The 22,739-nt window shown below is 68.6% G+C and carries 26 protein-coding genes; 2 read left to right on the top strand and 24 right to left on the bottom strand.

The genetic code is table 11. The features are described 5' to 3' along the window. A complete protein-coding gene (locus JX613_RS03470) occupies window positions 1-627 on the bottom strand; it encodes a YqgE/AlgH family protein (protein ID WP_207100060.1) in 627 nt (208 codons plus the stop codon). Window positions 628-730: 103 nt separating this feature from the next. Between JX613_RS03470 and JX613_RS03465 the strand changes: the two genes are divergently transcribed. Continuing rightward, window positions 731-1,501 carry a protein-disulfide reductase DsbD domain-containing protein gene (locus JX613_RS03465; RefSeq protein ID WP_207100059.1) on the top strand — a complete coding sequence of 257 codons (771 nt, stop codon included), beginning with the start codon at window positions 731-733 and terminating at the stop codon, window positions 1,499-1,501. A 116-nt stretch (window positions 1,502-1,617) separates the two neighbouring features. On the opposite strand, the gene JX613_RS03460 is transcribed toward JX613_RS03465, so the two are convergent. The 3 genes from JX613_RS03460 to JX613_RS03450 all read right to left on the bottom strand — a co-directional run bounded on the left by JX613_RS03460 (window position 1,618) and on the right by JX613_RS03450 (window position 3,657). Then, window positions 1,618-2,355, bottom strand: coding sequence for a uracil-DNA glycosylase (locus JX613_RS03460; protein ID WP_207100111.1), 738 nt, complete (start codon window positions 2,353-2,355; stop codon window positions 1,618-1,620). A 75-nt stretch (window positions 2,356-2,430) separates the two neighbouring features. Further along, window positions 2,431-3,135 carry a response regulator gene (locus JX613_RS03455; RefSeq protein ID WP_207100058.1) on the bottom strand — a complete coding sequence of 235 codons (705 nt, stop codon included), beginning with the start codon at window positions 3,133-3,135 and terminating at the stop codon, window positions 2,431-2,433. A 9-nt stretch (window positions 3,136-3,144) separates the two neighbouring features. Then, window positions 3,145-3,657 carry a MarR family winged helix-turn-helix transcriptional regulator gene (locus JX613_RS03450; protein ID WP_207100057.1) on the bottom strand — a complete coding sequence of 171 codons (513 nt, stop codon included), beginning with the start codon at window positions 3,655-3,657 and terminating at the stop codon, window positions 3,145-3,147. Between the two features lie 159 nt (window positions 3,658-3,816). On the opposite strand from JX613_RS03450, the gene JX613_RS03445 reads away from it, so the two are divergent. Next, window positions 3,817-4,686 carry a branched-chain amino acid aminotransferase gene (locus tag JX613_RS03445; protein WP_207100056.1) on the top strand — a complete coding sequence of 290 codons (870 nt, stop codon included), beginning with the start codon at window positions 3,817-3,819 and terminating at the stop codon, window positions 4,684-4,686. A gap of 221 nt (window positions 4,687-4,907) precedes the next feature. Here the strand turns inward: JX613_RS03445 and JX613_RS03440 are convergent, their stop codons facing one another. The 20 genes from JX613_RS03440 to araD all read right to left on the bottom strand — a co-directional run bounded on the left by JX613_RS03440 (window position 4,908) and on the right by araD (window position 22,734). Beyond that, on the bottom strand, window positions 4,908-5,096 hold the full coding sequence (locus JX613_RS03440) for a hypothetical protein (RefSeq protein WP_207100055.1): 189 nt from the start codon (window positions 5,094-5,096) through the stop codon (window positions 4,908-4,910). Between the two features lie 63 nt (window positions 5,097-5,159). Then, the gene (locus JX613_RS03435; protein ID WP_207100054.1) at window positions 5,160-5,621 is read right to left on the bottom strand and encodes a PTS sugar transporter subunit IIA; all 462 of its coding nucleotides are present in this window, start codon (window positions 5,619-5,621) and stop codon (window positions 5,160-5,162) included. Window positions 5,622-5,707: 86 nt separating this feature from the next. Continuing rightward, a complete protein-coding gene (gene hpf, locus JX613_RS03430; protein WP_207100053.1) occupies window positions 5,708-6,283 on the bottom strand; it encodes a ribosome hibernation-promoting factor, HPF/YfiA family in 576 nt (191 codons plus the stop codon). Between the two features lie 175 nt (window positions 6,284-6,458). Continuing rightward, window positions 6,459-7,208, bottom strand: coding sequence for an LPS export ABC transporter ATP-binding protein (gene lptB, locus JX613_RS03425; protein ID WP_207100052.1), 750 nt, complete (start codon window positions 7,206-7,208; stop codon window positions 6,459-6,461). Beyond that, window positions 7,208-7,684 (bottom strand): lipopolysaccharide transport periplasmic protein LptA, encoded by a 477-nt coding sequence (lptA, locus tag JX613_RS03420; protein ID WP_207100051.1) that lies wholly within the window; start codon window positions 7,682-7,684, stop codon window positions 7,208-7,210. Before lptA ends, lptB begins: the two co-directional genes overlap by 1 nt. Window positions 7,685-7,703: 19 nt before the next feature. Then, complete coding sequence (locus JX613_RS03415) at window positions 7,704-8,273, bottom strand: hypothetical protein (RefSeq protein WP_207100050.1); 570 nt, start codon at window positions 8,271-8,273, stop codon at window positions 7,704-7,706. A 3-nt stretch (window positions 8,274-8,276) separates the two neighbouring features. Beyond that, entirely contained in the window at window positions 8,277-9,221 is a 945-nt protein-coding gene (locus tag JX613_RS03410) for a KpsF/GutQ family sugar-phosphate isomerase (RefSeq protein WP_207100049.1), read from the bottom strand. 73 nt (window positions 9,222-9,294) lie between these two features. Then, entirely contained in the window at window positions 9,295-9,909 is a 615-nt protein-coding gene (locus JX613_RS03405; protein WP_207100048.1) for a ribonuclease D, read from the bottom strand. A gap of 131 nt (window positions 9,910-10,040) precedes the next feature. Beyond that, on the bottom strand, window positions 10,041-10,592 hold the full coding sequence (locus tag JX613_RS03400; RefSeq protein WP_237168320.1) for a hypothetical protein: 552 nt from the start codon (window positions 10,590-10,592) through the stop codon (window positions 10,041-10,043). A 103-nt stretch (window positions 10,593-10,695) separates the two neighbouring features. Next, the gene (locus JX613_RS03395) at window positions 10,696-11,325 is read right to left on the bottom strand and encodes a 2-dehydro-3-deoxy-6-phosphogalactonate aldolase (protein WP_207100047.1); all 630 of its coding nucleotides are present in this window, start codon (window positions 11,323-11,325) and stop codon (window positions 10,696-10,698) included. Next, window positions 11,322-12,200: a 2-dehydro-3-deoxygalactonokinase gene (locus JX613_RS03390; RefSeq protein ID WP_207100046.1), complete on the bottom strand. Its 879-nt coding sequence runs from the start codon at window positions 12,198-12,200 to the stop codon at window positions 11,322-11,324. Before JX613_RS03390 ends, JX613_RS03395 begins: the two co-directional genes overlap by 4 nt. Beyond that, window positions 12,197-13,150, bottom strand: a complete 954-nt coding sequence (locus tag JX613_RS03385; RefSeq protein ID WP_237168319.1) for an aldose epimerase family protein — start codon at window positions 13,148-13,150, stop codon at window positions 12,197-12,199. The genes JX613_RS03390 and JX613_RS03385 overlap by 4 nt, the downstream gene beginning before the upstream one ends. Before the next feature lie 8 nt (window positions 13,151-13,158). After that, window positions 13,159-13,998 carry an SMP-30/gluconolactonase/LRE family protein gene (locus tag JX613_RS03380; protein WP_237168318.1) on the bottom strand — a complete coding sequence of 280 codons (840 nt, stop codon included), beginning with the start codon at window positions 13,996-13,998 and terminating at the stop codon, window positions 13,159-13,161. Next, complete coding sequence (yjfF, locus tag JX613_RS03375) at window positions 13,998-14,969, bottom strand: galactofuranose ABC transporter, permease protein YjfF (RefSeq protein ID WP_207100043.1); 972 nt, start codon at window positions 14,967-14,969, stop codon at window positions 13,998-14,000. The genes JX613_RS03380 and yjfF overlap by 1 nt, the downstream gene beginning before the upstream one ends. Further along, a complete protein-coding gene (locus JX613_RS03370) occupies window positions 14,966-15,973 on the bottom strand; it encodes an ABC transporter permease (RefSeq protein WP_207100042.1) in 1,008 nt (335 codons plus the stop codon). Before JX613_RS03370 ends, yjfF begins: the two co-directional genes overlap by 4 nt. Further along, window positions 15,973-17,478 carry a sugar ABC transporter ATP-binding protein gene (locus JX613_RS03365; protein ID WP_207100041.1) on the bottom strand — a complete coding sequence of 502 codons (1,506 nt, stop codon included), beginning with the start codon at window positions 17,476-17,478 and terminating at the stop codon, window positions 15,973-15,975. The genes JX613_RS03370 and JX613_RS03365 overlap by 1 nt, the downstream gene beginning before the upstream one ends. Before the next feature lie 58 nt (window positions 17,479-17,536). Beyond that, entirely contained in the window at window positions 17,537-18,496 is a 960-nt protein-coding gene (gene ytfQ / locus JX613_RS03360) for a galactofuranose ABC transporter, galactofuranose-binding protein YtfQ (RefSeq protein WP_207100040.1), read from the bottom strand. A gap of 59 nt (window positions 18,497-18,555) precedes the next feature. Further along, window positions 18,556-20,070, bottom strand: a complete 1,515-nt coding sequence (locus tag JX613_RS03355) for an aldehyde dehydrogenase (NADP(+)) (RefSeq protein ID WP_207100039.1) — start codon at window positions 20,068-20,070, stop codon at window positions 18,556-18,558. Between the two features lie 10 nt (window positions 20,071-20,080). Further along, complete coding sequence (locus JX613_RS03350) at window positions 20,081-20,992, bottom strand: Gfo/Idh/MocA family protein (RefSeq protein ID WP_207100038.1); 912 nt, start codon at window positions 20,990-20,992, stop codon at window positions 20,081-20,083. Next, window positions 20,992-22,734 carry an L-arabinonate dehydratase gene (araD, locus tag JX613_RS03345; protein WP_207100037.1) on the bottom strand — a complete coding sequence of 581 codons (1,743 nt, stop codon included), beginning with the start codon at window positions 22,732-22,734 and terminating at the stop codon, window positions 20,992-20,994. Before araD ends, JX613_RS03350 begins: the two co-directional genes overlap by 1 nt. Between the last annotated feature and the right edge of the window lie 5 nt (window positions 22,735-22,739).

The following is a 22,739-nucleotide window of genomic DNA, read 5'->3' as shown; positions in this document are numbered from 1 at the left end:
TCAGGCCCGGCCCGACGCGGCGGACAGCAGCGACGGGTCGATGCCCTGGGCACGCAGCGCGCTTTGCCATTTGTCGTGATGGGCCGCGCCGAAGATCAGATCCTCGGCGCCGTCGCCCGTCAGCCAGCCGTTCTGCATCATCTCGGCTTCCAGTTGGCCCGGTCCCCATCCGGCGTAGCCCAGGGCCAGCACGGCGGATGCCGGGCCGTGGCCATGGGCCAGATCCTCCAGGATGTCGCGGGTGGTGGTCATGGCCAGCGTCCGCCCGATGCGCAGCCGCCCTTCGGGGTCGTCGCCATGTTCGGGGACGTTGTGCAGCACGAAGCCGCGCCCGGGTTCCACAGGGCCGCCGAACCGCACCTCGATCCGGCGGGCGGTCGCATCGCTTTCGATGCCAAGCTGTTCCAGCAGGTCGCCGAAGTCGATTTCCGGCAGGGGGCGGTTCAGGACCAGCCCCATGGCCCCTTCCTCGGTATGCGCGCAGACCAGCACCACCGACCGTTCAAAGCGCGGATCGGCCATGCCGGGCATGGCGATCAGGACCTTGCCGGTCAGGTTGGTCTGCCCGTCCCCGCCGGAAAGGCGGCGTTCGGGACTGCGGCCATGGGTGTCGGGGGTGCTGCTCATCGAAACTCCTTTCCCTGTTAGATCGGCCTTCGGACAAAGCGATGCAAGTGCCGCGCGGTATTGTGACTTCATCCCGCCGCCGCCAGCCGTTACCCCTTTTCCCATGATCCGCATCGTCCTTTCCCTTGCCTGCCTTGGCCTGTCGGCGCTGCCGCTGGCCGCCGAAAGCCCGCCCGGCCTGGCGGGCGCCCGCATCCTGCCCGGCTGGACCCTGCCGGACGGAAGCCGCGTGGCCGCCATCGAGTTCCAGTTGCAGCCCGGATGGAAGACCTATTGGCGCAGCCCCGGCGACAGCGGCTTGCCGCCGGTCTTCGACTGGTCGGGGTCCGGCAACCTGGGCGATGTGGCGCTGCACTGGCCCGCGCCCCAGGCCATTTCGTCAGGCGACGGCCTGGCGCTTGGCTATCACGACCGGCTGGTGCTGCCCTTCACGGCCCGCCCCGCCAATCCCGGCCAGCCGGTCGATCTGGCGGTGGCGGTGGATTTCGGGCTGTGCAAGGACATCTGCGTTCCAGGCCATGTCGCGCTGCGGGCGGATAGGCCCGGCCCCGCGCCCGACCCCGCGATCCTGTCCGCGATGGAGCAAGTGCCCGCCCCCGCCCCCGACCGCCCCGATTGCGACGTGCAGCCCATCGCGGACGGGATGCGCGTCACCGCCACCCTGCCCCGCCCCGTCACGCTGGCCGCAATCGAGCTGGCGGACAGCGATGCCTGGGTTTCGGGCACCCGCTTCGATGCGCAGCCCGGCAGGTCGGTCCTGACCGCCGATGTCGTCCCGCCCGAGGCCGCGCCCTTCGACCTGCCCCCCGACCGGCTGGTCTTCACCGTGATCGGCGAAGGCGGCGCGGTCGAGATGCGGGGCTGCGCGGGATAGGGTCGGTGCGTGCAAGCACGCACCCTACGGGTTGGGGTGCCTGCGGGATCGGTGCGTGCAAGCACGCACCCTCCGTAGGGTGCGTGTCCACACACACTTGCCACTCTTGCGGTCCGTCAGCCCGCCCCTTCCAGCCTTGCCGCCAGGCTCAGCAAATCCGCCCAGGCCTCGCGCTTGGCGGGGGGGTTGCGCAGCAGATAGGCGGGATGCGTCATCGGCAGCGCGGGACGGCCGAAGGCCTGAACCCAGTTCCCCCGCAGCCGCAGGATGCCGCGCCGGCCCAAGCCCGCCTCGCAGGCGATGTTGCCCATCAGCACGATCACATCAGGCGCGGCCAGGTCGATATGGCGGCGGACGAAGGGCAGGCTCATCGCGATCTCGTCGGGCTGCGGGTCGCGGTTGCCGGGGGGGCGCCAGGTCAGCACGTTGGTGATATAGAGCGCCTTTTCCGCGTCCACCGCCCCGCGCGACAAGCCGATGGCGTCGAACATGCGGTCCAGCAACTGCCCCGCGCGGCCCACGAAGGGGCGGCCCTGGCGGTCTTCCTCGTCCCCCGGCGCCTCGCCCAGGATCAGGACGCGCGCGCCCGGGTTGCCGTCGGCAAAGCAGAAGTTGCGCGCGCCCTTTTTCAACTCGATCCCGTCAAAAGCCTCCTGCGCGGCGGCCAGCGCGTCCAGCGTGGCGGCCCCCGCCGCCAGCGCCTCGGCCTGGGCCACGCGGGCGGGCAGGTCGTCATCGCCGGTCAGGGCCAGGGCAGGCGCGGCAGGCGGGGCCAGGGGGATCTGCGGCGGCGGGGCGGCGGCCAGGTCGAAGCGGTCCACGGGGGCGTCCAGGACAGGTTCGTCCACGCCCATCTCGGCCTGCCATTCCAGCAGGGCTAGCGCCGTGGCTGCGTCCAGTTCGATGCCGTGCCAAGTCGGCTGTTCCACCTAGTCCACCACCAGCATATAGCCCGTGCCGCGCACGGTCTGCAGGAATCGCGGCTCTCGCGGGTCGGGTTCGATCTTGCGGCGCAGCCGGGTGATCTGCACGTCGATGGCGCGTTCGCTGTTCTCGGATTCCTCCGCGCCGCCCCGGCCCAGATCGTCGATCAGGTCGGCGCGGCTGACGGGTTCGCCCCGGCTGGCGGCCAGGCGGCGCAGCAGCGCCTGTTCGGTACCAGTCAGGCGCAGGTGGTTTTCCCCCTGCCACAACTCGCCCTTGTCGATGTCGTATCGCAGCGCACCCAGCGTCAGGAACTTGGGCTGATGCACCTCGGGCGCGGGGATGCGGCGCAGGATCGCGTTGATGCGCAGCAGCAATTCGCGCGGCTCGAAGGGCTTGGGCAGGTAATCGTCGGCGCCCACCTCCAGCCCCGTGATGCGGTCTTCGGTGTCGCCGCGCGCGGTCAGCAGCAGGATCGGCGTCGCCAGCGTTTCGCGCAAGCTGCGGGTCAGGGCAAAGCCGTCCTCGCCCGGCATCATCACGTCCAGCACGATCAGATCGAACTCCAGCCCCGCCAGCAACCGGCGGGCCTGCGCGGCGTCGCGCGCCCCCGTCACCAGGAACCCGTTCTTGCGCAAGAACCGGCCCAAAAGCGCGCGGATGCGTTCGTCGTCATCGACGATCAGCAGATGGGCATCGTTCTGGCTCATGGCGGGCCTTTATTCGGGCAGATCCTTCATGGACTGATACTGCGCCCGCGTCTCGGGGTCCATCATCGCTTCCAGCACCTGACGGAAGCCCGCCACCGCCTGCGGCCCCGCCGCGCGATAGGCCTGGCGCATCCGCGCCCGCTGCGCCTCGGACAGGCGGCGCTCCAGGGCGCTGCCCTTGTCGGTCAGAAACAGCAGGCGTTCACGCCGGTCGCGGCGGCCCACGCGGCTTTCGACCAGCCCGTCCTCGATCAGGGTGCGCAACACGCGGTTCAGCGACTGCTTGGTCACGCCCAGCACCGCCAGCAGCGCCGTGACCGTCAGCCCGGGGTCGCGGTGGATGAAATGCAGCGCGCGGTGATGGGCGCGGCCGTAATCCATGTCGGCCAGGATCAGGTCGGGATCGGCGGTGAAGGCGCGATAGGCGAAGAACATGGCCTCGATCCCGCGGCGCAGCTTCTCGTCGGTCAGGAACAGCAGATCCTCGCCCATCATGCTGTGAACGCGCAGCGTCTCGGCCATCATGTCACCCTTTGTCCAATCCTGGCCCTGATAGGGCAGCGATGTTGACTTTCCAAGATTCGATTGCTAGCCGTCAAGGGCTTCGCGCAATAAACGGGCCAGCACCGGGCAGACCCGCGCAAGAAATGAAAAAGCCCGGTCCGAATGTGGAGAAGAATGATGACGGGCGCCTATGACGATCGCGACGGCAAGATCTGGATGGACGGCAAACTGGTCGATTGGCGCGACGCGAACGTGCATATCCTGACCCATGCGCTGCATTATGCAAGTTCCGTCTTCGAGGGCGAGCGCTGCTATGACGGCAAGATCTTCAAGGGCCATGAACACTCGCTGCGGCTGATCGAATCGGCCCGGCTGCTGGACATGCAGTCGCCCTATTCGGCCGAGGAGATCGACGCGGCCAAGGAAGCCGTGCTGAAGGCCAACAACTTCACCAACGCCTATGTCCGCGCGGTGATGTGGCGCGGCTCGGGCCCCGACATGGGCGTGTCGGCGGCGCGCAACCCGGTGCGCATGGCCGTGGCCGCCTGGGAATGGGGCAGCTATTACGGCGATGCGAAATGGCAGGGCGCGAAACTGGACGTGGCCAAGTGGAAGCGCCCCTCGCCCGAGACGATCCCGACCGCCGCGAAGGCCGCCGGTCTTTACATGATCTGCACCATGTCCAAGCACGCCGCCGAGGCGAAGGGCTGTTCGGACGCGCTGTTCATGGACTGGGAAGGCTATGTGGCCGAGGCGACCGGCGCCAACATCTTCTTCATCAAGGACGGAGAGGTCCACACGCCCCTTGCCGACCGCTTCCTGAACGGCATCACCCGCCAGACGATCATCCAGATGCTGAAGGACAACGGCACCGCCGTCCACGAACGCCGCATCCGCCCCGAGGAGCTGGAGGATTTCCAGGAATGCTTCCTGACCGGGACGGCGGCCGAGGTCACGCCGGTCGGGCAGATCGGCGACTGGAACTTCCAGGTGGGCCAGACCACCCGCAAGATCGCCGAGGATTACGAGCGGCTGGTGCGGGCGTAAGAGAAAGGGCTGCCCTTTCGATGCGGCCGTAGGGTGCGTGCTTGCACGCACCTTGTGGCGGCGGTGGCGGTGCGTGCAAGCACGCACCCTACGCTTGGATCAGTATTGCCAGTTCTGATGCTGCGCATGACGCCTGCCACGGGCTGTCATGGCCCTTGCGACGCAGGGCTTTCCAAGCAAAAGGCCGCCCTTCCCGGACGGCCCCACCTTCATTCACCGCGTCAACTCATCTGCCCACGCTCGATGCGCGCGTATTCCACGACCCTGCGGTTCTCTTCGCTCCGCATCTGCGGGCGCGAGCGTAGCACCTCGATGGCGGGATGGGTGCCCGATTCCCGCTCGTGGCGGGTGAACTCGCGCAGGCGGGTGGTTCCCTTGTCCTGGGGCGTGTCGGTGATCTTCCGGGTCATCCTGGGCCTCCTTCAACAGGTGGAGGCCCTGTATAGGACCGAATCGGCCCAAACCCAAAGCCTTTAAGCGGCCTTGACGCCCTGGGCCGACAACACCGCGTGCAGCGCCACCGGGTCGTCGTTGGCGCGCAGTTTCGCGCGCAGGTCGGTGTCGCGCAGGGTGCGGGACACCAGCGCAAGCGCCTTGAGGTGATCCACGCCGCTTGATTCAGGCGCCAGAAGGCCGAACACCAGATCGACGGGCTGGCGGTCCACCGCGTCGAAATCCAGGGGCTTTTCCAGGCGCACGAACAGGCCCACGACGCGGTCCAGCCCGTGCAGGCGGGCGTGCGGCAGCGCCACGCCCTGGCCCACGCCGGTCGGGCCCAGGCTTTCGCGTTCCTGCAGGGCGTCCAGAACCTCGGTCGCGTTCAGGCCATATTCGGCCTGGGCCAGTTCCGCCAGTTCCTGAAACAGCCGCTTTTTCGAGGTCACCTGAGCCAGGGAACGCACGGCGCCCGGTTTGAGGATTTCGGTCAGCAGCATGGCTCGCGTCTTTCCAATGTTCAAGCGCCCCCGCGCAGGATGCCGGGGGCGGTCCGGTTTTGCGTCAGGCGTCCTGCCGGGCGGCGTCAGCCGTTCCCGCGCGGGTCGATCCACCCGACATTGCCGTCTTCGCGGCGATGGACGACATTGACGCCCCCGTGCTTTTCGTTGCGGAACACCAGAAGCGGGGTGCCCGACAGTTCCATCTGCATCACCGCGTCGCCCACCGACAGGGTCGGGACGCGGGTCTCCATCTCGGCGATGATGATGGGCTGCAGGCCGCTGTCCTGCGCTTCCCATTCGTCCTCGTCGGCGGCCAGCACATACATGCCCGCCTGGGCGAATTCAACCGGCCCGGACCTGTCCTTGTGGTGATCCTTCAGCCGGCGCTTGTAGCGGCGAAGCTGCTTGTCCATCTTTTCGCGGCAAGCCTCGAAGGCGGCATAGATCTCGGTGGCAGAGCCGCGGGCGGTGACGTTCAGCCCGGTGGACAGATGCACCACGGCGTCGCACAGGAACTGGTGGGCGTCCTTCGAGAACGTGACTGTCGCATCGGTGGGGCGCTGCGAATACTTGTCGATCGTTTCGCCCACTTGCGTCTTCACATGCGTCGAAAGCGCATCGCCGATGTCGATCTGTTTTCCGCTGATGGTATAGCGCATCGTCTTTCCTCTCGGTTGCCCGTTTCGCGTGCGCCGGCCCGTCTGCCGGCACGCGGCGGAAACGGGGGTGGCGGGATACGGTTCCTGCCGCACCCGCATGACTCAATTTGGTGACAGGCCATCGGTTCTGTCAACGGGGCGCACGTTTGCGTGAGACGATTTCATGGGATGCCCCTCAGGCCAGGCGGAAGCCTTCGCCCAGATAGACCTGCCGGACCTTGGGATCGGCGACGATCTGGTCGGTCGTGCCCGACATCAGGACGTGCCCGTCATGCAGGATATAGGCCCGGTCCACGATGCCCAGGGTTTCGCGCACGTTGTGGTCGGTGATCAGAACGCCGATGCCGCGCGACTTCAGGTCATGGACCAGGCCCCGGATCTCGCCCACCGCGATGGGATCGACGCCCGCGAAGGGTTCGTCCAGCAAAAGGAAGCTGGGATCGGATGCCAGGCAGCGCGCGATCTCGGCCCGGCGGCGCTCGCCCCCCGACAGCGCCAGGGCGGGGGCGGCGCGCAGGTGCTCGATCGAGAAATCGCCCAGCAACTCCTCCAGCCGGTCGCGGCGGTGGCGGGGATCCTCGTGGACGACCTCCAGGACGGCCATGATGTTCTGTTCCACCGACAGCCCGCGAAAGATCGACATTTCCTGCGGCAGATAGCCGATGCCCATGCGCGCGCGGCGGAACATCGGCAGGCGGGTGGCGTCCTGCCCGTCGATCAGTACCTGCCCCGCATCGGGCGGCACCAGCCCCGCGATGCAATAGAAACAGGTGGTCTTGCCCGAGCCGTTCGGACCCAGCAGGGCCACGACCTCGCCCCGCGCCAGATCGACCGAGACATCCCGGATCACCGGCCGGTTGCGATAGGACTTGCGCAAGCCCCGGACCTTCAGCCCGTCGCCCGTCCGCGCCGCCGAACCCCGCATCAGTTGCCGCCCGGTTGCAGGACCGACCGCACCCGGCCCTGGACCTGCGCGGTGCCGGACCCCAGGTTGACCTGCATGGTGTCGCCGGTCAGCACGTTCTGCCCTTGGGTCAGCACAACGTCGCCCGTCAGCGTGACATTGCCGGTTTCCACGTCATAGGTCGCGGCCTGCGCCTCGGCCGCGTCCGGGCCCGACACCAGCGTCACGTTGCCCTTGGCGTCCAGGGACCGGATGCGGCTTTGCCCGCCCTCGGCATAGATCACCGTCACCGTGTCGGCGGACAGCCGCATCTCTCCCTGCCCGATCACGACATTGCCGGTAAAGACCGCGCTGCCGTCGGCCTGGTTCACGGACAGGCTGTCCGCCGCGACCTCGACCGGGGCGGAAACATCGGCGCGCATCCCCCCGAAGGTCGTGGTCTGCGCCGCCGCCGGGGTCGCGGCAAGGATCAGGGCTGTCAGCAAGGGGCGCAGCATCGGCTTGTCCTTTGGTGGATCAGGGCTGGTATATCAGACGGACACCGCCCGAGAAATTCAAGATCGAAGCGTCCGTGTCCCCGCCCGGGACAAGCTCCATCCGCTGCGCCGACAGAGTGCCGAAGGGCGCCTTGGCCTTGATCCCGTCCTCGGCGGCGATGCGGGACCGATCGGTCGCGGCCTCGACGCTGGCGGCGTCCAGCGTCCAGCCGGTCGAGGTCGTGATCCGCACCCCGCCTTCCAGGCTGATCCTGCCCTCGGCCAGCCCGCCCCGGGGCGCGGCCAGGTCGGCGCGCAGCCCGTCGGGGCGCTGCCAGTCCAGCCGCAGGTCGCGGGCGCTGCCCGTTCCCCGGCCCGGCGCGGCCTCGGTCGCGCGCAGGGTCAGTGCCGCGCCGTCATCGGTCACGCCCGCATATTCGGGCGCCACAAGACGCGGGTCGCGGGCCATCGCCTCGGCATCCACATCGGCATAGGGGATCTGCGATTCGCTGTCCCCCCCGCGCGAGAACAGGAACAGCGTGGACAGCATCGCCAGCGCGGCCAGCGGCAGCAACACGCGCAGCCAGCGGACGATGCGCGTGCGGTTCATCGGTCAGACGATCCCGGCGCGAAGGCAGTCGTGGATATGCAGGATCCCCCTGGGCATCCCGTCGGCCACGGCGAACAGGCAGGTGATCTTGCCGTCCTGCATCTGCGCCAGCGCCGATTCGGCCAGGGCGTCGGGGGCGATCACGCGGGGGTTCGGGGTCATCACCTCGGCCGCGCTGTGATCCAGCAGGCCCTGCATGTGGCGGCGCAGGTCGCCATCGGTGATGATGCCCGCCAGACGCCCGTCCCTGTCGGTCACGCCGGTGACGCCATAGCCCTTCTGGCTGATGACCAGCAGCGCCTCGGTCATCGGTGCATCCTCGGCCACCAGGGGCATGTCGCGGTGCATCAGGTCGCCCACCTTGGCCAGCCTTGCGCCCAGCTTGCCGCCGGGATGGAAGGTGCGGAAATGCTCGGGCGTGAACTGCCGGTGTTCCATCAGCGCGACCGCCAGGGCATCGCCCAGGGCCAGCGTCATGGTGGTCGAGGTCGTGGGCACGATGCCGCTGCCGCAGGCCTCGGGCGCGGCGGGCAGGACAAGGGCCACATCCGCCTGCCGCAGCAAGGTCGACTCGGGGCGCGAGGCGACGCCGATCAGCGGAATTTCAAAACGCCGGGTATGGGCGATCAGGTCGGCCAGTTCCGGCGTCTCGCCGCTGTTCGACAGCACCAGGGCCACGTCCGCCTGCGTCACCATGCCCAGGTCGCCATGGCTCGCCTCGGCCGGGTGGACGAATTGCGCGGGCGTCCCGGTAGAGGCCAGCGTGGCCGCGATCTTGCGCCCCACATGGCCCGACTTGCCCATGCCCGACACGATGACGCGCCCCCGCGCGCCCAGGATCAGATCGACCGCCCGCGCGAAATCGCCGTTCAGGCCATCCGCCAGCACCGCCAGCCCCTGCGCCTCGGTCAGGATCACCCGCCGCGCCGTGTCCAGATAATCGCTCAAGCCGCTGCCTTCTTCTTCATTCAAATATCCTCTGGGGGTCCGGGGGGCGAAGCGCCCCCGGCTTCAAGCTGACCTAATGCTGGAAGATGTCGTTTTCATTCCCCCAACCCAGCAGATCCAGATGGGCGCGGGCGGGCAGGAAATCGAAGCAGGCCTGCGCCAGGCCCATGCGGTTTTCCCGCCGCAGCCGTTCTTCCAGCGCCTCTTTCAGCTTGTGCAGGTGCAGCACGTCGGACGCCGCGTATTCCAGCTGCGCGTCCGTCAGATCCGCGGCACCCCAATCGCTGGTCTGCTGCTGCTTGGATACATCGACGCCCACCAGCTCGCTCAGCAAGTATTTCAGGCCGTGCCGGTCGGTATAGGTGCGCACCAGCTTGGATGCGATCTTGGTGCACCAGACCGGCGCGGTCACCACGCCAAAGGCGTTTTCCAGCGCGGCAATGTCGAAGCGGCCGAAGTGGAACAGCTTCAGCACCTTGGGATCGGTCAGCATCCGGCACAGGTTCGGCGCCTCGGTCTGGCCGCGTTCGATCTGGACCAGATGCGCGTCGCCGTCGCCAACGGACAGCTGCACCAGGCACAGCCGGTCGCGGCGCGGATCAAGGCCCATCGTTTCCGTGTCGATGGCCACGACCGGGCCAAGAACCAGGTCGTCGGGAAGGTCGTTGGGGTAAAGATGTATGCTCATCGCGTCGTTCGTCCGGGCCAAGCTGCGCTGGCGCCTCTCTCACCAGAAAGCGGCGCGGCATTCCAGTGTTATTCGCTTGAACCGGGCCAAACGGCAAGATGGCCGGGGGATCGCCCCCGGCCAAGGCGGCGTCAGGACGACTGCGCGGCCTCGATGGCCTTCATGCAGGCGTCCTCGTCCCCGGCGGCCAGCGCATCGCGCGCGGCCTGGATATGGGCATCACGCGTGGACTGGTCCCCGGCGGCCCCGGTCGCCTGTTCGGCTGCGGTCGGCTGGCCTTTCTGCTGGGCTGCGGCATCGGCGCCCGACATGGCCACGCCCGGCTGCTGTCCGCCCGCGCCTTCCAGGGGCGTGTGGGATCCGTCCTTGGCGATCCCGCCATTCCCCTCGGCTGCGGTGTCCGTCGCGGCACCGCCGCTGGCCGCGCTGTCGGTCGGGGCCGCGCTGGTCATGCCGGCCGCTTCCGCCGTGTCTGCCGCCTGCGACGCCGCGGCATCCGCGCCCGCCGCCGCCGCATCCGCCGCGGTTTCCAGCGGCGCCAGCGATCCGTCCTTGGAGATGCCTTCGGCCGCGGTCCCGCCTCCGGTCAGCCGCGCCAGTTCGGCGGCGCAATCGGCCTGGGCGGCAACGGTCGTCAGTGCCAGCAAAGCAGCGCCGACAAGCCCTGTGGACATGGGTTTCATCTGATCCTCCCGGATGATGTGACGCGCCTTCCCCTTGCGGCGCATCGCCAGAAACGCACGCCCCTGGGCAATGTTCCCCATCCGGCAGGCGGGTTAACTTAAGTCATGAAGGGCGCAGCGCCGCCCAGGCCGCCATGAAGTCCCGCGCCCGTTCCGCCGTGACCGCCGCCTCCTGCCCGGGCTTGTAGAGCGCCGATCCCAACCCGAACCCGTCCGCCCCCGCCCCGGCATAGCCCGCCATGGTGGACGGGCCGATGCCGCCCACCGGCAGCAGGCGCGCCGCGCGCGGCAGCACCGCGCGCATGGCCTTGACGGCGGCGGGGGGGATCATTTCCGCCGGGAACAGCTTCAGCGCGGCGGCCCCGGCTTCCAGCGCGGCAAAGGCCTCGCTGACGGTGCCGACGCCCGGGCAATAGGAGAGCTTCAGCCGCCGCGCCTCGGCGGCGACGCGGGGGTCGAAGTTCGGGGCGATGATGATGCGCCCGCCCGCATCGGCCACCGCCCCCACCTGATCGGCGGTCAGCACGGTTCCCGCGCCGACAATGGCGTCGGGCGCGGCGGCCACCATGCGCCTGATGCTGTCCAGCGGATCGGGCGAATTGAGCGGCACTTCCAGGATCGTGAAGCCCGCGCCGGTCAGGGCGGCGGCGGTGTCCGCGACCTCCTCCGGGCGCAACCCGCGCAGGATGGCGATCAGTGGATTGGCGGCGAAGGCGGTGTCGAAGTCGGTCATGCAAGTCCCCCCCTGCGGGCGATTTCCCAAAGCCCCCGCCGCGCCATGCCCGGCGGGGCGATATCGGCACGGATGCCCCCGATGTCGAAAGCGGTCCGGTATCGCGCGGCCAGATCGCCGCGCCCGATGATGGTCACGGGGCCACGGGCGTCCCGCGCGCCATGGGCGACCTCGTCCCCGATCAGCAGGCCCGACAGGTAATCGGCAATCTGGTCCGGGGCCAGCCGGTCCATCAGCGCCAGCGTCCGGGCGCTGAAGATGCGCCCCAGCAGCGCGCCGTCCTGCCGTCCGGCCTCGACCCCCCGCCGGAAGGCATCGGCGCTGCCCGCGCCCGGCTGGATCAACCGGCCCAGGATGGTGTAGTCGCGCAAGGCCCCGAAGACCTCGCCCGTCATGACAGTGCGGAAAGCCACCAACCGGCCGCCTTTGGCGTGCGCCCATTTGCTGTGGGTGCCGGGCAGGACGAACAGGCCGTCCCCGCCCCCGTCCGCCAGATGGCCGATGATCTCGGTTTCCTCGCCGCGCATCACGTCGGGGGCAGGACCAAGGGGGTCGCTGACCGCGCCGGTGACGAAATGGATGCCCTCGTGCAGGGTCAGGCTGCGCGCCAGCGCGGCGGCGTCCAGCGGCAGCGGCAGATAGGGCGTCTCGACCCAGCCGTTGCGGCTGGTGATCATGCCGGAGGCGATGACCGGCGCGGTGCCCAGCCAGGGGCCGATGCTGTCCTCGACCGCCTGCCGGAACCCGCCCGGCAGTTGCGCGGCGGCGAGGATGCCGGGGCCGTCGCCCACGCTGTCCAGAACCTCGCCCGCCGGCCCCATGCGCCAGGCCCGGAACGAGGTCGTGCCCCAGTCGATGCCGATCAGCGCCGTCATCGGCTGAACCTGTAGGCAACGTGGTGCCGATAGACCTGCCCGGGCCGCAGGATCCCATCCCGGAAATCCGGCCGGTTCGGCGCGTCGGGCCAGCCCTGGGTTTCCAAGGCCACGCCGGCAAAACGGTCATAGCGGCGGCCATCCAGGCCCGCCAGCCCATCGAAATGCACGCCGTCATAGACCTGCAAGCCGGGCTGGTCCGTCTCGATCTGCATCCGGAGGCCGGATTGCCCGGTCAGGTCGGCCACCACGCGCGGCGCGACGGGACCGTCCGACAGGCAGAAGTTGTGGTCGTATTCCCCCGGCGCGATGGCTCGCGCCTGCCGGAAATCAAAGCGCGTGCCGGCCACCGGCGCGGGGTCCAGCGGGATCAGGTCGCCGTCCACGGGCAGATAGCGGTCCGCCGCAACCCGCAGCCGATGGTTCCGCACATCGCCCCCGCCGTCGAGGTTGAAATACCCGTGATGCGCCAGGTTGCAGGGCGTCGGCGCGTCGGTTTCCGCCGACAGGCCGAAGATCAGCGCGCCGTCTTGCAGGGTAATTTCGGCCTGGATGGTCAGCGTGCCCGGAAAGCCCATGTCGCCATCCGGCAGTTCCAACGACAGGGTGGCGCTATCTTCCCGCGCTTCCTCCACGGTCCACAGATGCCAGAACGTCCCCCGCGATCCGCCATGCAGCGTGTGCCGGTCCTTGAAGTTCGGATCGGTGCGGTGTTCCCGCCCGTCCAGCGTGAAGCGCGCGCCGCCGATGCGGTTGGCGAAGCGGCCCACGATGGCGCCCATGTAAAGCCCGTCGCCCAGGTAATCCGCCACATCGGGACAGCCCAGGACCAGGGGATGATCCACCCCCTCCATCCGCAGATCCTGCACGGTCGCGCCCAGGGTCAGGACCTGCGCCGTCAGCCCGCCGCCCTGCAACGTCAGCCGGTCCACGCGGCGCCCGTCCGGCAAGATCCAAGTCACAGGATCACCCGGGGTTCCGGCAATCCGGTCACGCCGGTGTCCAGCATATAGGTCTTGCCCTGCGCCTCGTCGGGATCCTCGATCCCGTCCAGGGCGGTCGTGACCAGCAATTGCGTCAGGCCGGGCCCGCCGAAGGCCGGGCAGGACGAGTGCCGCCCGCCGACCGTCCAGTGATGCGTCCGCTTGCCGTCCGCGTCAAAGCGCATCACCGCCCCCTGCCCCCAGACCGCGCAGCAGAAGCCGCCATCCGCGTCGATCGCCGCGCCGTCGGGCGACCAGCCTTGCGCGGACAGGTCCAGATAGACCTGGCGTTCGCCCACCGGCCAGCCCTCTGCATCCAGCCCTTGCCGCCAGACGATGCTGCGGTCGGTATCCGCATAATGCACCGTCCCGCCATCGGGCGAAAAGCAGAGCGCGTTCGGGATGGTGATCGGATCCACCAGCTTGCGGACTTCCCCACGAAAATACCGATAGACCGCGCCCAGGCCGGGTTCGCCGTTCCGCCCCATGGTGCTGAACCAGAAGCCCCCCTGCCGGTCGGCGCGCCCGTCATTGGACCGGGTGGCGGGATTGTCGGCCTCGACCTTTGCCACCTCCGTCAGCGACCCGTCCGCCAGCGACAGCACCGCCAGCCCCGTCTCGGTCGCGACCAGCAGACGGTCGCGGTCGATCCAGCCTGCAGCCGAGGCCATGCGGTCGAAGCGGCATTCCACCGGCTTGCCCTTGTCCTGCGACAAAAGCCGCCGGCCCTTGATGTCGAACCAGAAGAACTGCTGGCGCTCGGGGTGCCAGAAGGCGCCCTCGCCCAATTGGCATTGGCGGGTGTCGTGGATCATCATGCCCCCTTGGCAAGCCGCATCTGCGACAGTTTCAAAAGTCCCTTCTGCAGAAGGATGAAGGCCAGCAACAGGATCCCGATGACGATCTTGGTCCACCAGGACGACAGGCTGCCGTCAAAGACGATATAGGTCTGGATCAGCCCCATGGTCAGCACGCCCACAAGCGTGCCGAACATGTAACCCGCGCCCCCGCTCAGCAGCGTGCCGCCGATCACCACGGCGGCAATGGCCGTCAGTTCCGTCCCGACGGTCGCCAGCGAATAGCCCGATCCCGTGTAGATGGAAAACACGATCCCCGACAGCCCCGCCATCGCGCCGGAAAAGGCATAAACCAGCACCGTGGTGCGGCCCTGGCGCACGCCCATCAGCCGCGCCGCGGCCTCGCCCCCGCCGAGCGCATAGACCGATGCGCCGAAGCGCGTCTTGTGCGCCACGATCATGCCAAGGGCGAAGGTCAGCACCATCACCACGCCGATCAGCGTCAGCCGCCCCTTGCCCGGCATCAGCCAATAGGCCCCTTGCAGCGCGTCATAGAAGGGGTGCTGGATCGGGACCGAGTCGATGGACAGGATATAGGCCGCCCCTCGCGCCAGGAACATGCCCGCCAGCGTGACGATGAAGGCGGGCATGGCCAGCCGGTCGATCAGAAAGCCCATGCCCGCCCCAAAAGCGGTGGTCAGCGCCAGCAGCAGCATGAACACGGCCAGCGGGTGCAGCCCGGTATCGCGCAGCAGCACGGCGATGAAGACGCCGGAAAAGGCGATGACCGATCCCACCGACAGGTCGATGCCGCCCGACAGGATCACCAGCGTCATGCCGACCGCGACAATGCCCAGATAGGCGTTGTCGGTCAAAAGGTTGCCCACGACCCGCGTGGACAGGATATTGGGGAATTGCAGCCAGAAGGCCGCATAGGCCAGCAGGAAGATCCCGATGGTGACGAACAGGGGCAACGCGCGAGTGTTCATGCTTGCCTCCGCAACGTGGCTTCGCGCTGTGCGCGGTGGCTGTCGCGCCACAGCCGCCATTCGGCGCTGATGCGCGGCGATTGCAGGACCAGGATCACCAGCACCAGCCCGGCCTTGATGATCAGGTTGTATTCCGACGGAAAGCCGATCAGGCGGATGCCGATGCTGATGGTAGTGATGATCAGCGCGCCGATGATGGACGCCGCGATGGAAAACCGCCCGCCCAGCAGCGAATTGCCGCCGATCACCACGGCCAGGATCGCGTCCAGCTCCAGCCACAGCCCGGCATTGTTGGCGTCAGCGCCGCGGATGTCGGCGGTGACGATCAGCCCCGCCAGGGCTGCGCAAAGGCCCGAGGCCACATAGACCGCGATCAGCAGCACGGTGGCGTTGACGCCCGCCAGGGTGCTGGCGCGGCGGTTGATGCCGATGGCCTCGACCAGCAGGCCAAGCGCGGTGCGGCGCATCAGGACTGCGGCGGCGATGGCGGTGAGGATCCAGAGCCAGGTGGGCACGGGCAGGCCCCCGACCGCGCCCGATCCGATCCAGCCGAAGCCCGGATCGGTGAAGGTCAGGATCCGCCCCTCGGTGATCAGTTGCGCCACGCCGCGCCCCATGGTCATCAGGATCAGCGTGGCGACAAAGGGCTGGATGCCGACAAGGGCCACCAGCGCGCCGTTCCACAGCCCTGCCAGCGCGCCCGCGCCAAGCGCCAGCAGCAGCGCGGCGGGCAGGCCCCATCCGGCGGCGACAGCGGATGCCGCGACCGCGCCGCAGATCGCCATGATCGTGCCCACGGACAGGTCGATGCCGCGCGTGGCGATCACCAGCGTCATGCCGACCGCCAGCAGGGCCACGGGGGCCGCGCGCTTCAGCACGTCGATCACCGGCCCGACCAGGCGGCCGTCGTTCATCTGGACGCTCAGGAAGCCCGGATAGAAGGCCGTCACCACCGCCACCAGGGCGGCAAGCGCGATCAGTTGCGGGGCAAGGCGTTTCAGCATCACGCGGCCCTTTCCTTTTGGTTGTAGGGCGCGGCGATGGCCTGCATGATGCGGTTGGGCGCGATCTGATCCCCGGTCAGTTCCGCGACATGGCGGCGGTCGCGCAGCACGATCACCCGGTCCGACACCGCGATCAATTCGTCGATTTCCGAGGAAATCACCAGCAGCGACATGCCCTGTTCGACCAGTTCATGGATCAGGCGCACGATTTCCGCGTGCGCGCCCACGTCGATGCCGCGCGTGGGCTCGTCCAGGATCAGGAAGCGCGGGTTCATCGCCAGCCAGCGGGCGAGGACCACCTTCTGTTGGTTGCCGCCCGACAGTTCCCCGATGCGCTTGTCCCGGCCCGCCGTGCGGATGTCCAGACGCCGGATATAGTCGTCGGCCAGCCGGTTCTGTTCGGCGCGCGGGATGGGCCGCGCCCAACCGCGCCGGGCTTGCAGGCCCAGGATGATGTTCTCGCGGATGGACAGGTCGGCCACGATGCCGTCGGTCTTGCGCTCCTCGGGGACAAAGCCGAAGCCCGCCGCGATGGCGCTGCGCGGGCTGTGCAGGTTCAGCGGGCCTTTCTGGTCGCGCGCCTGGCCCGAATGGGCGTTCCGCAGCCCGAACAGCAGTTCGGCGCTTTCCGTGCGGCCCGATCCCAGAAGCCCGGCAAGGCCCACGACCTCGCCCTGCCCCACGGCCAAGTCGAAGGGTTCGACGGTGCCGCGGCGGCCCAAGCCGCGAAACTCCAGCATCGGCGGGCGGGGGCCGCGCGCCAGGGCCTGATGGCTGGTCGCGTCCTCCAGTTCCCGGCCCAGCATGTGTTCGATCAGGCGCACGCGGTCCAGGCTGGCGGTATCCGTGGTCACGATCTTGCGGCCGTTGCGCAGGACCGTGACCCGGTCGGTCAGGTCGAACACCTGGTCCAGGAAATGCGACACGAAGACGATGCCGAGGCCCTTTTCCCGCAGGCCGCGCACCACGTCGAAGACCATCCGCACCTCGGCCGCGTCCAGGGATGCTGTGGGTTCGTCCAGGATCAGCACCTTGCCCGACAGGGCCACCGCGCGGGCGATGGCGATGATCTGCTGGATGGCGACCGAATACGTCCCCAGGTCGCGGTCCACGTCCAGCGACAGCCCGTATCCCGCCAGCATCGCGCGGGCCTGCGCCCGCATGGCGCGGGTTTGGATCAGGCCCCAGCGGCGCGGCTCGCGCCCGAACATCAGGTTCTGCGCCACCGTCAGGTTCGGCAGCAGATTCACCTCCTGGTAAACCGTGCCGATGCCCAGTTCCTGCGCATGGGCGGTGGACTGGGGGTCGATGGGGGCGCCGTCCAGCGTCACGGTGCCGCTGTTCCGGCGATAGGCGCCGGTCAGGCACTTGATCAGCGTGGACTTGCCCGCGCCGTTCTCGCCCAGCAGGGCATGAACCTCGCCCGCGCGCAGGTCGAAATCGACCGCGTCTAGCGCGCGGGTTCCCGGAAACGTCTTGGTCAAGGACCGGATGGACAGCAGCATGACGCCCTCTCCTTCGTCATGGAACACCGGGCCGCTTGGGCGCGGCCCGGCGAAAGGCTCAGTAACCCAAGCCCTTGCGGCGCTCGTATTCCCCCGCCGGATCGTCGGCCTGGGTATAAAGCTTCGATTCCGTCTGGATGAACTTTTCGGGCATCGTGCCGTCCTTCCAATAGGCCGCCAGCGCGTCAAAGGCGGGACCGGCCATGTTGGGCGTCAGTTCGACCGTAGCGTTCGCCTCGCCATTGGCCATGGCCTGGAACAGGTCCGGCACCCCGTCGATGGACACGACCAGGATGTCGCTGCCCGGCTTCAGCCCGGCCTCCTTGATGGCCTGGATCGCGCCCACGGCCATGTCGTCGTTATGGGCATACAGCGCGCAGATGTCCTTGCCGCCATTTTCGGCCTGAAGGAAGCTTTCCATCACCTCTTTCCCCAGGGCGCGGGTGAAATCGCCGGTCTGGCTGCGCACGATGGTCAGGTTCGGGTGATCCTTGATGGCGTTTTCAAAGCCGGTCTTGCGGTCGATGGCGGGGCTGGAGCCGGTGGTGCCCTGCAATTCGACGATGCGGCATTCCTTGTCGCCCACCTCACCCACCAGCCATTCGCCCGCGACCTCGCCCTCATGGACCAGGTTCGACCCCACGGCGGTCAGGTAAAGGTCGTCCGAACTGTCCACCTGCCGGTCCAGCAGGACCACGGGGATCTCAGCCTCCTTGGCCTCTTGCAGGACCGAATCCCAGCCGGTGGCGACGACCGGGGCCAGCAGGATCGCGTCCACCCCCTGCGCGATGAAGGACCGGATCGCGGCGATCTGGTTTTCCTGCTTCTGCTGCGCGTCCGAGAATTGCAGCTGGATGCCGCGTTCCTCGGCCTGTTGCCGGGTCAGCGTGGTTTCCGCCGCGCGCCAGCCGGATTCCGATCCGATCTGCGCGAATCCGACGGTTTCGCCTTCGGCCATGGCGCCGGTGGCGGTCAGCGCCAGGAACGCCGCCGTGCCCAGCAGGGTCTTGATGGTCATCGTTATCCTCCCTTGTGAATGAACGGGCCGGTCCTCCACCGGCCGATCGGTGCGGGGCGCTAGAGGCCCCGCAAATCCTCGGGCAACAGCGCCTCGGGGATGTTCTGGTAGCTGACCGGGCGCAGGAAGCGGCGGATCGCCATGGTCCCCACGCTGGTCGCGCCGAAATTGGTGGAAGCGGGGTAAGGCCCGCCATGGACCATGGCATCGGCCACCTCGACCCCGGTGGGCCAGCCGTTCGCCAGGATCCGGCCCGCCTTGCGTTCCAGAATGGGCATCAGGCGGCGGGCAAGGTCCATGTCGCCCTCGTCCAGGTGCAGGGTGGCGGTCAGTTGCCCCTCCATCGCCTGGGCCACGTCCAGCATCTGGTCGTCGCCCGTGACGGTGACGATCACGCCCAGGGGGCCGAAGACCTCCTCGGCCAGGGTGTGGTCGCGCAGGAATTCCTCGGCCGTGGTCTTGTAGACGGCGGGCAGGGCGTTGCGGCCCTGGCTTTCGCCCTCGAAGACCGGGGTGGCGACGCCCGCCGCGCGTTCCGCGCCCGCGCGATAGGCCTCGGCGATGCCGTCGGACAGCATCACCTGCGGCCCGATCTTGGCCAGCGCGTCGGCCGCCGCCTTGGCGAAGGCCTCGGCCAGGACGCCCTTGGGCATCACGATCAGGCCGGGATTGGTGCAGAACTGGCCCGCGCCCATGGTCAGGCTGCCCGCCCAGCCTTCCGCCAGCTTGGCCCCGCGCGCGGCCAGCGCCTGCGGCAGGACAAAGCCGGGGTTGATGGAGCCAAGCTCTCCGAAGAACGGGATCGGCTCGGGACGTGCGGCACACAGGTCGAACAGCGCCCGCCCCCCGCGCAGGCTGCCGGTGAAGCCCACCGCCTTGATCAGCGGGTGCTGGACCAGCGCCGCGCCGACGTGATGGGTGTTGCCGTGGATGAAGTTGAAGACCCCGGCGGGCATGCCCGTCGCCTGAATGGCGGCATGGACGGCCTCGGCCACGATCTCGCCCGTGGCGGGATGGGCGGGGTGGACCTTGACGACGACGGGGCAGCCTGCGGCCAGCGCGGATGCGGTGTCGCCGCCTGCGGTGGAAAAGGCCAGCGGAAAGTTCGAGGCGCCGAAGACCCCCACCGGACCGATGGGCCGCTGGATCAGCCGCAGGTCGGGGCGCGGCAAGGGCTGGCGGTCGGGCAGCGCCGGGTCGTGGCGGCGGTCAAGGTAGTCGCCCTTGCGGATATGGTCGGCAAACAGCCGCAACTGGCCGGTGGTGCGCCCCCGTTCGCCGTTGAGCCGCGCCTCGGGCAGGCCGGTTTCGGCGGTGCCCATGGCGGTGATCGCCTCGGCCCGCGCCTCGATCTGATCGGCGATGGTTTCCAGGAAGCGGGCGCGGTCTTCGCGCGAGGTGGCGCTGTAGGCGGCAAAGGCTTCTTCCGCCGCCTCGCAGGCGCGGTTCACCAGGTCCACCGTGCCGGTGCTGAAGTCATGCGCGGTGCCATGGGCGGGGGCGGACCGGAACGTCCCCTCGCCCGCCAGCCATTCGCCTGCGATCAGATGTTTGCCATGGGGGGTGAAGGTCATTGCATTATCCTCAGAAATGGAACTCCGCGACGCTGTTGCGCCGCCCGAGGGTGAAGGCATCGGCCACAAGCACCATGGGCGCAAGGTCCGCGTCGGATTTTCCTGCGGCGACCAGGTGCGCCATCCGCGCATAAAGGGCGGGGTATTCGCCCATGATGTCGTCGGCGCCCTGAACGTGGCGTCCGCCAATCTCCAGCCGGTTGCCGCCCATGCGCAGCGCCATGACGCCCGCGTCGGTCTGGAACTCCATGTCCCAGGTCTGCGGGCCTTCCTGGCGGAAGTCGAAATCCGCTTCGATCTGCTGGCTGAAGCGCAGCCGCGCGGCGATGGGCGCCTGGCGGTTCGCCGGGAAATCCAGGTCGGCGGACAGCAGGCGCACGGGTTCTGGCAGGATGGCGGTCAGGATGGACAGGGCGTTGATGCCGGGGTCGAAGACGCCCATGCCGCCCGCCTCGAAGATCCAGTCCTGGCCGGGGTGCCACTTGCGCACGTCCTCGCGCCAGGTGATGCGGCCTTCGTGGACCGTCCTGCCCGCCAGCCAGTCGCGCGCGGCGGCCACCGCCATGGCCATGCGAGAATGCCAGGTGGCGAAGATCGTGACGCCCTGCTTTTCGGCCAGATCGCAAAGGGCATGAACCTCGGCCAGGGTCGCGCCGGGGGGCTTTTCCAGCATCAGGTGGCGGCCCGCGCGCAGCACCGCCTGGGCCGCGTCAAAGCGCGGCACCGGAGGCAGGCACAGGCTGACCACCGGGATGTCGGGCCGCGCGTCCAGCATGGCGGCGATGTCGGTGAAGGACTCGACGCCCTCCACCCTGCCGTGGCGGCTGACGGTCGCGGCCAGATCCCAGTCGGGGCTGGCCTCCAGCGCGGGGACGTGCTGGTCCAGCGCGATCTTCCCGATGCCGACAAGCGCGATCTTCATCAATGGCTGTCCTTCCCGACCGCATTGCCCCGGCAACCTTTCAGGAAGTCCAGATCCGCCCCGGTATCCGCGCCTTCCACATGCGCCTGGTGCAGCCAGGCATAGCCGCTGGCAGGCACCTCATGCGTGGGGCGCCATGCGGCCAGGCGCGCGGCGAGTTCCGCTTCGGGAATGTCCAGGTGCAGCCGCCGGTTCGGCACGTCCAGCTCGATCATGTCGCCGTCGCGGACCACGGCAAGCGGGCCGCCGGCAGCAGCTTCGGGGCTGGTGTGCAGCACCACCGTGCCATAGGCCGTGCCCGACATGCGGGCGTCGGAGATTCGCACCATGTCGGTGATGCCCTTGCGCAGGACCTTGGGCGGCAGGCCCATGTTGCCCACCTCGGCCATGCCGGGATAGCCCTTGGGACCGCAGTTCTTCATCACCATCACGCAGGTCTCGTCGATGTCGAGCGCCTCGTCGTTGATCCGCGCCTTGTAGTCGTCGATGTCCTGAAACACGACCGCGCGGCCGCGATGGACCAGCAGGTGCGGGCTGGCGGCGGACGGCTTCAGCACCGCCCCGTTCGGCGCAAGGTTGCCGCGCAGCACGGCGATGCCGCCATGTTCGGTCAGCGGACGGTCGGCGGGCAGGATCACGTCCTCGTTCCAGTTGACGACATCCTTGACCTCGTCCCAGATCGTGCTGCCGCTGACGGTCAGCGCGTCCTTGTGCAAAAGCCCGGCCTCGCCCAGCCGTTTCAGGACGACAGGCAGGCCCCCGGCATAGAAGAACTCCTCCATCAGGTATTGGCCCGAGGGCATCAGGTTCACGATGGTCGCCACGTCGCGCCCGCAGCGGTCCCAGTCGTCCAGGGTGATGTCCACGCCCACCCGGCCCGCGATGGCCAGCAGGTGGATCACCGCATTGGTGGACCCGCCGATGGCGCCGTTGGTGCGGATGGCGTTTTCAAACGCAGCCCGCGTCATGATGTCCGAGGGCTTCAGGTCGTCCTTGACCATCTGCACGATCCGCCGCCCCGACAGTTGCGCCATGACGCGGCGGCGGCTGTCAACGGCGGGGATCGCGGCATTGCCCGACAGCGCCATGCCCAACGCCTCGGCCATGGAGGCCATGGTGGAGGCCGTGCCCATGGTGTTGCAGGTGCCGGTGGAACGGGACATCGACGCCTCGGCCTCCAGGAACTCCTCCTGCGTCATTTCGCCGGCTTTCACGGCCTCGGAAAACTTCCACAGGTGGGTGCCCGATCCCACGCGTTCGCCCCGGAAATATCCGTTCAGCATCGGCCCGCCGGTCACGACGATGGATGGGATGTCGCAGGACGCGGCCCCCATCAGCAGCGACGGCGTGGTCTTGTCGCAGCCGACCAGCAGGACGGCGCCGTCCATCGGCTGGCCGCGGATGGTTTCCTCGACCGCGAGCGCCGCCAGGTTGCGGAACATCATCGCGGTCGGGCGGAAGGTGTTCTCGGACGCGGAAAAGACCGGCACCTCGACCGGGAAACCGCCCGCTTCCCAGACGCCCGCCTTCACCTTTTCGGCCAGTTCGCGCAGGTGGCCGTTGCAGGGGGTCAGGTCGGCCCAGGTGTTCAGGATGCCGATCACCGGGCGCCCGTCGAACAGGTCATGGGGCCAGCCCTGGTTTTTCATCCAGCCACGATGATAGATCGTGTCGCGCGAGGTGCCGCCATACCAGTGCTGGGAACGAAGCTGGCGGGGCCAGGGGGCGGGTTTGAACGTCATGGGAA

The organism is Paracoccus shandongensis, from assembly GCF_017315735.1.
Lineage (GTDB): Bacteria > Pseudomonadota > Alphaproteobacteria > Rhodobacterales > Rhodobacteraceae > Paracoccus > Paracoccus shandongensis.
The sequence above is the reverse complement of the archived record's forward strand: the minus strand, read 5'-3'. Positions and strand labels throughout refer to the sequence as shown.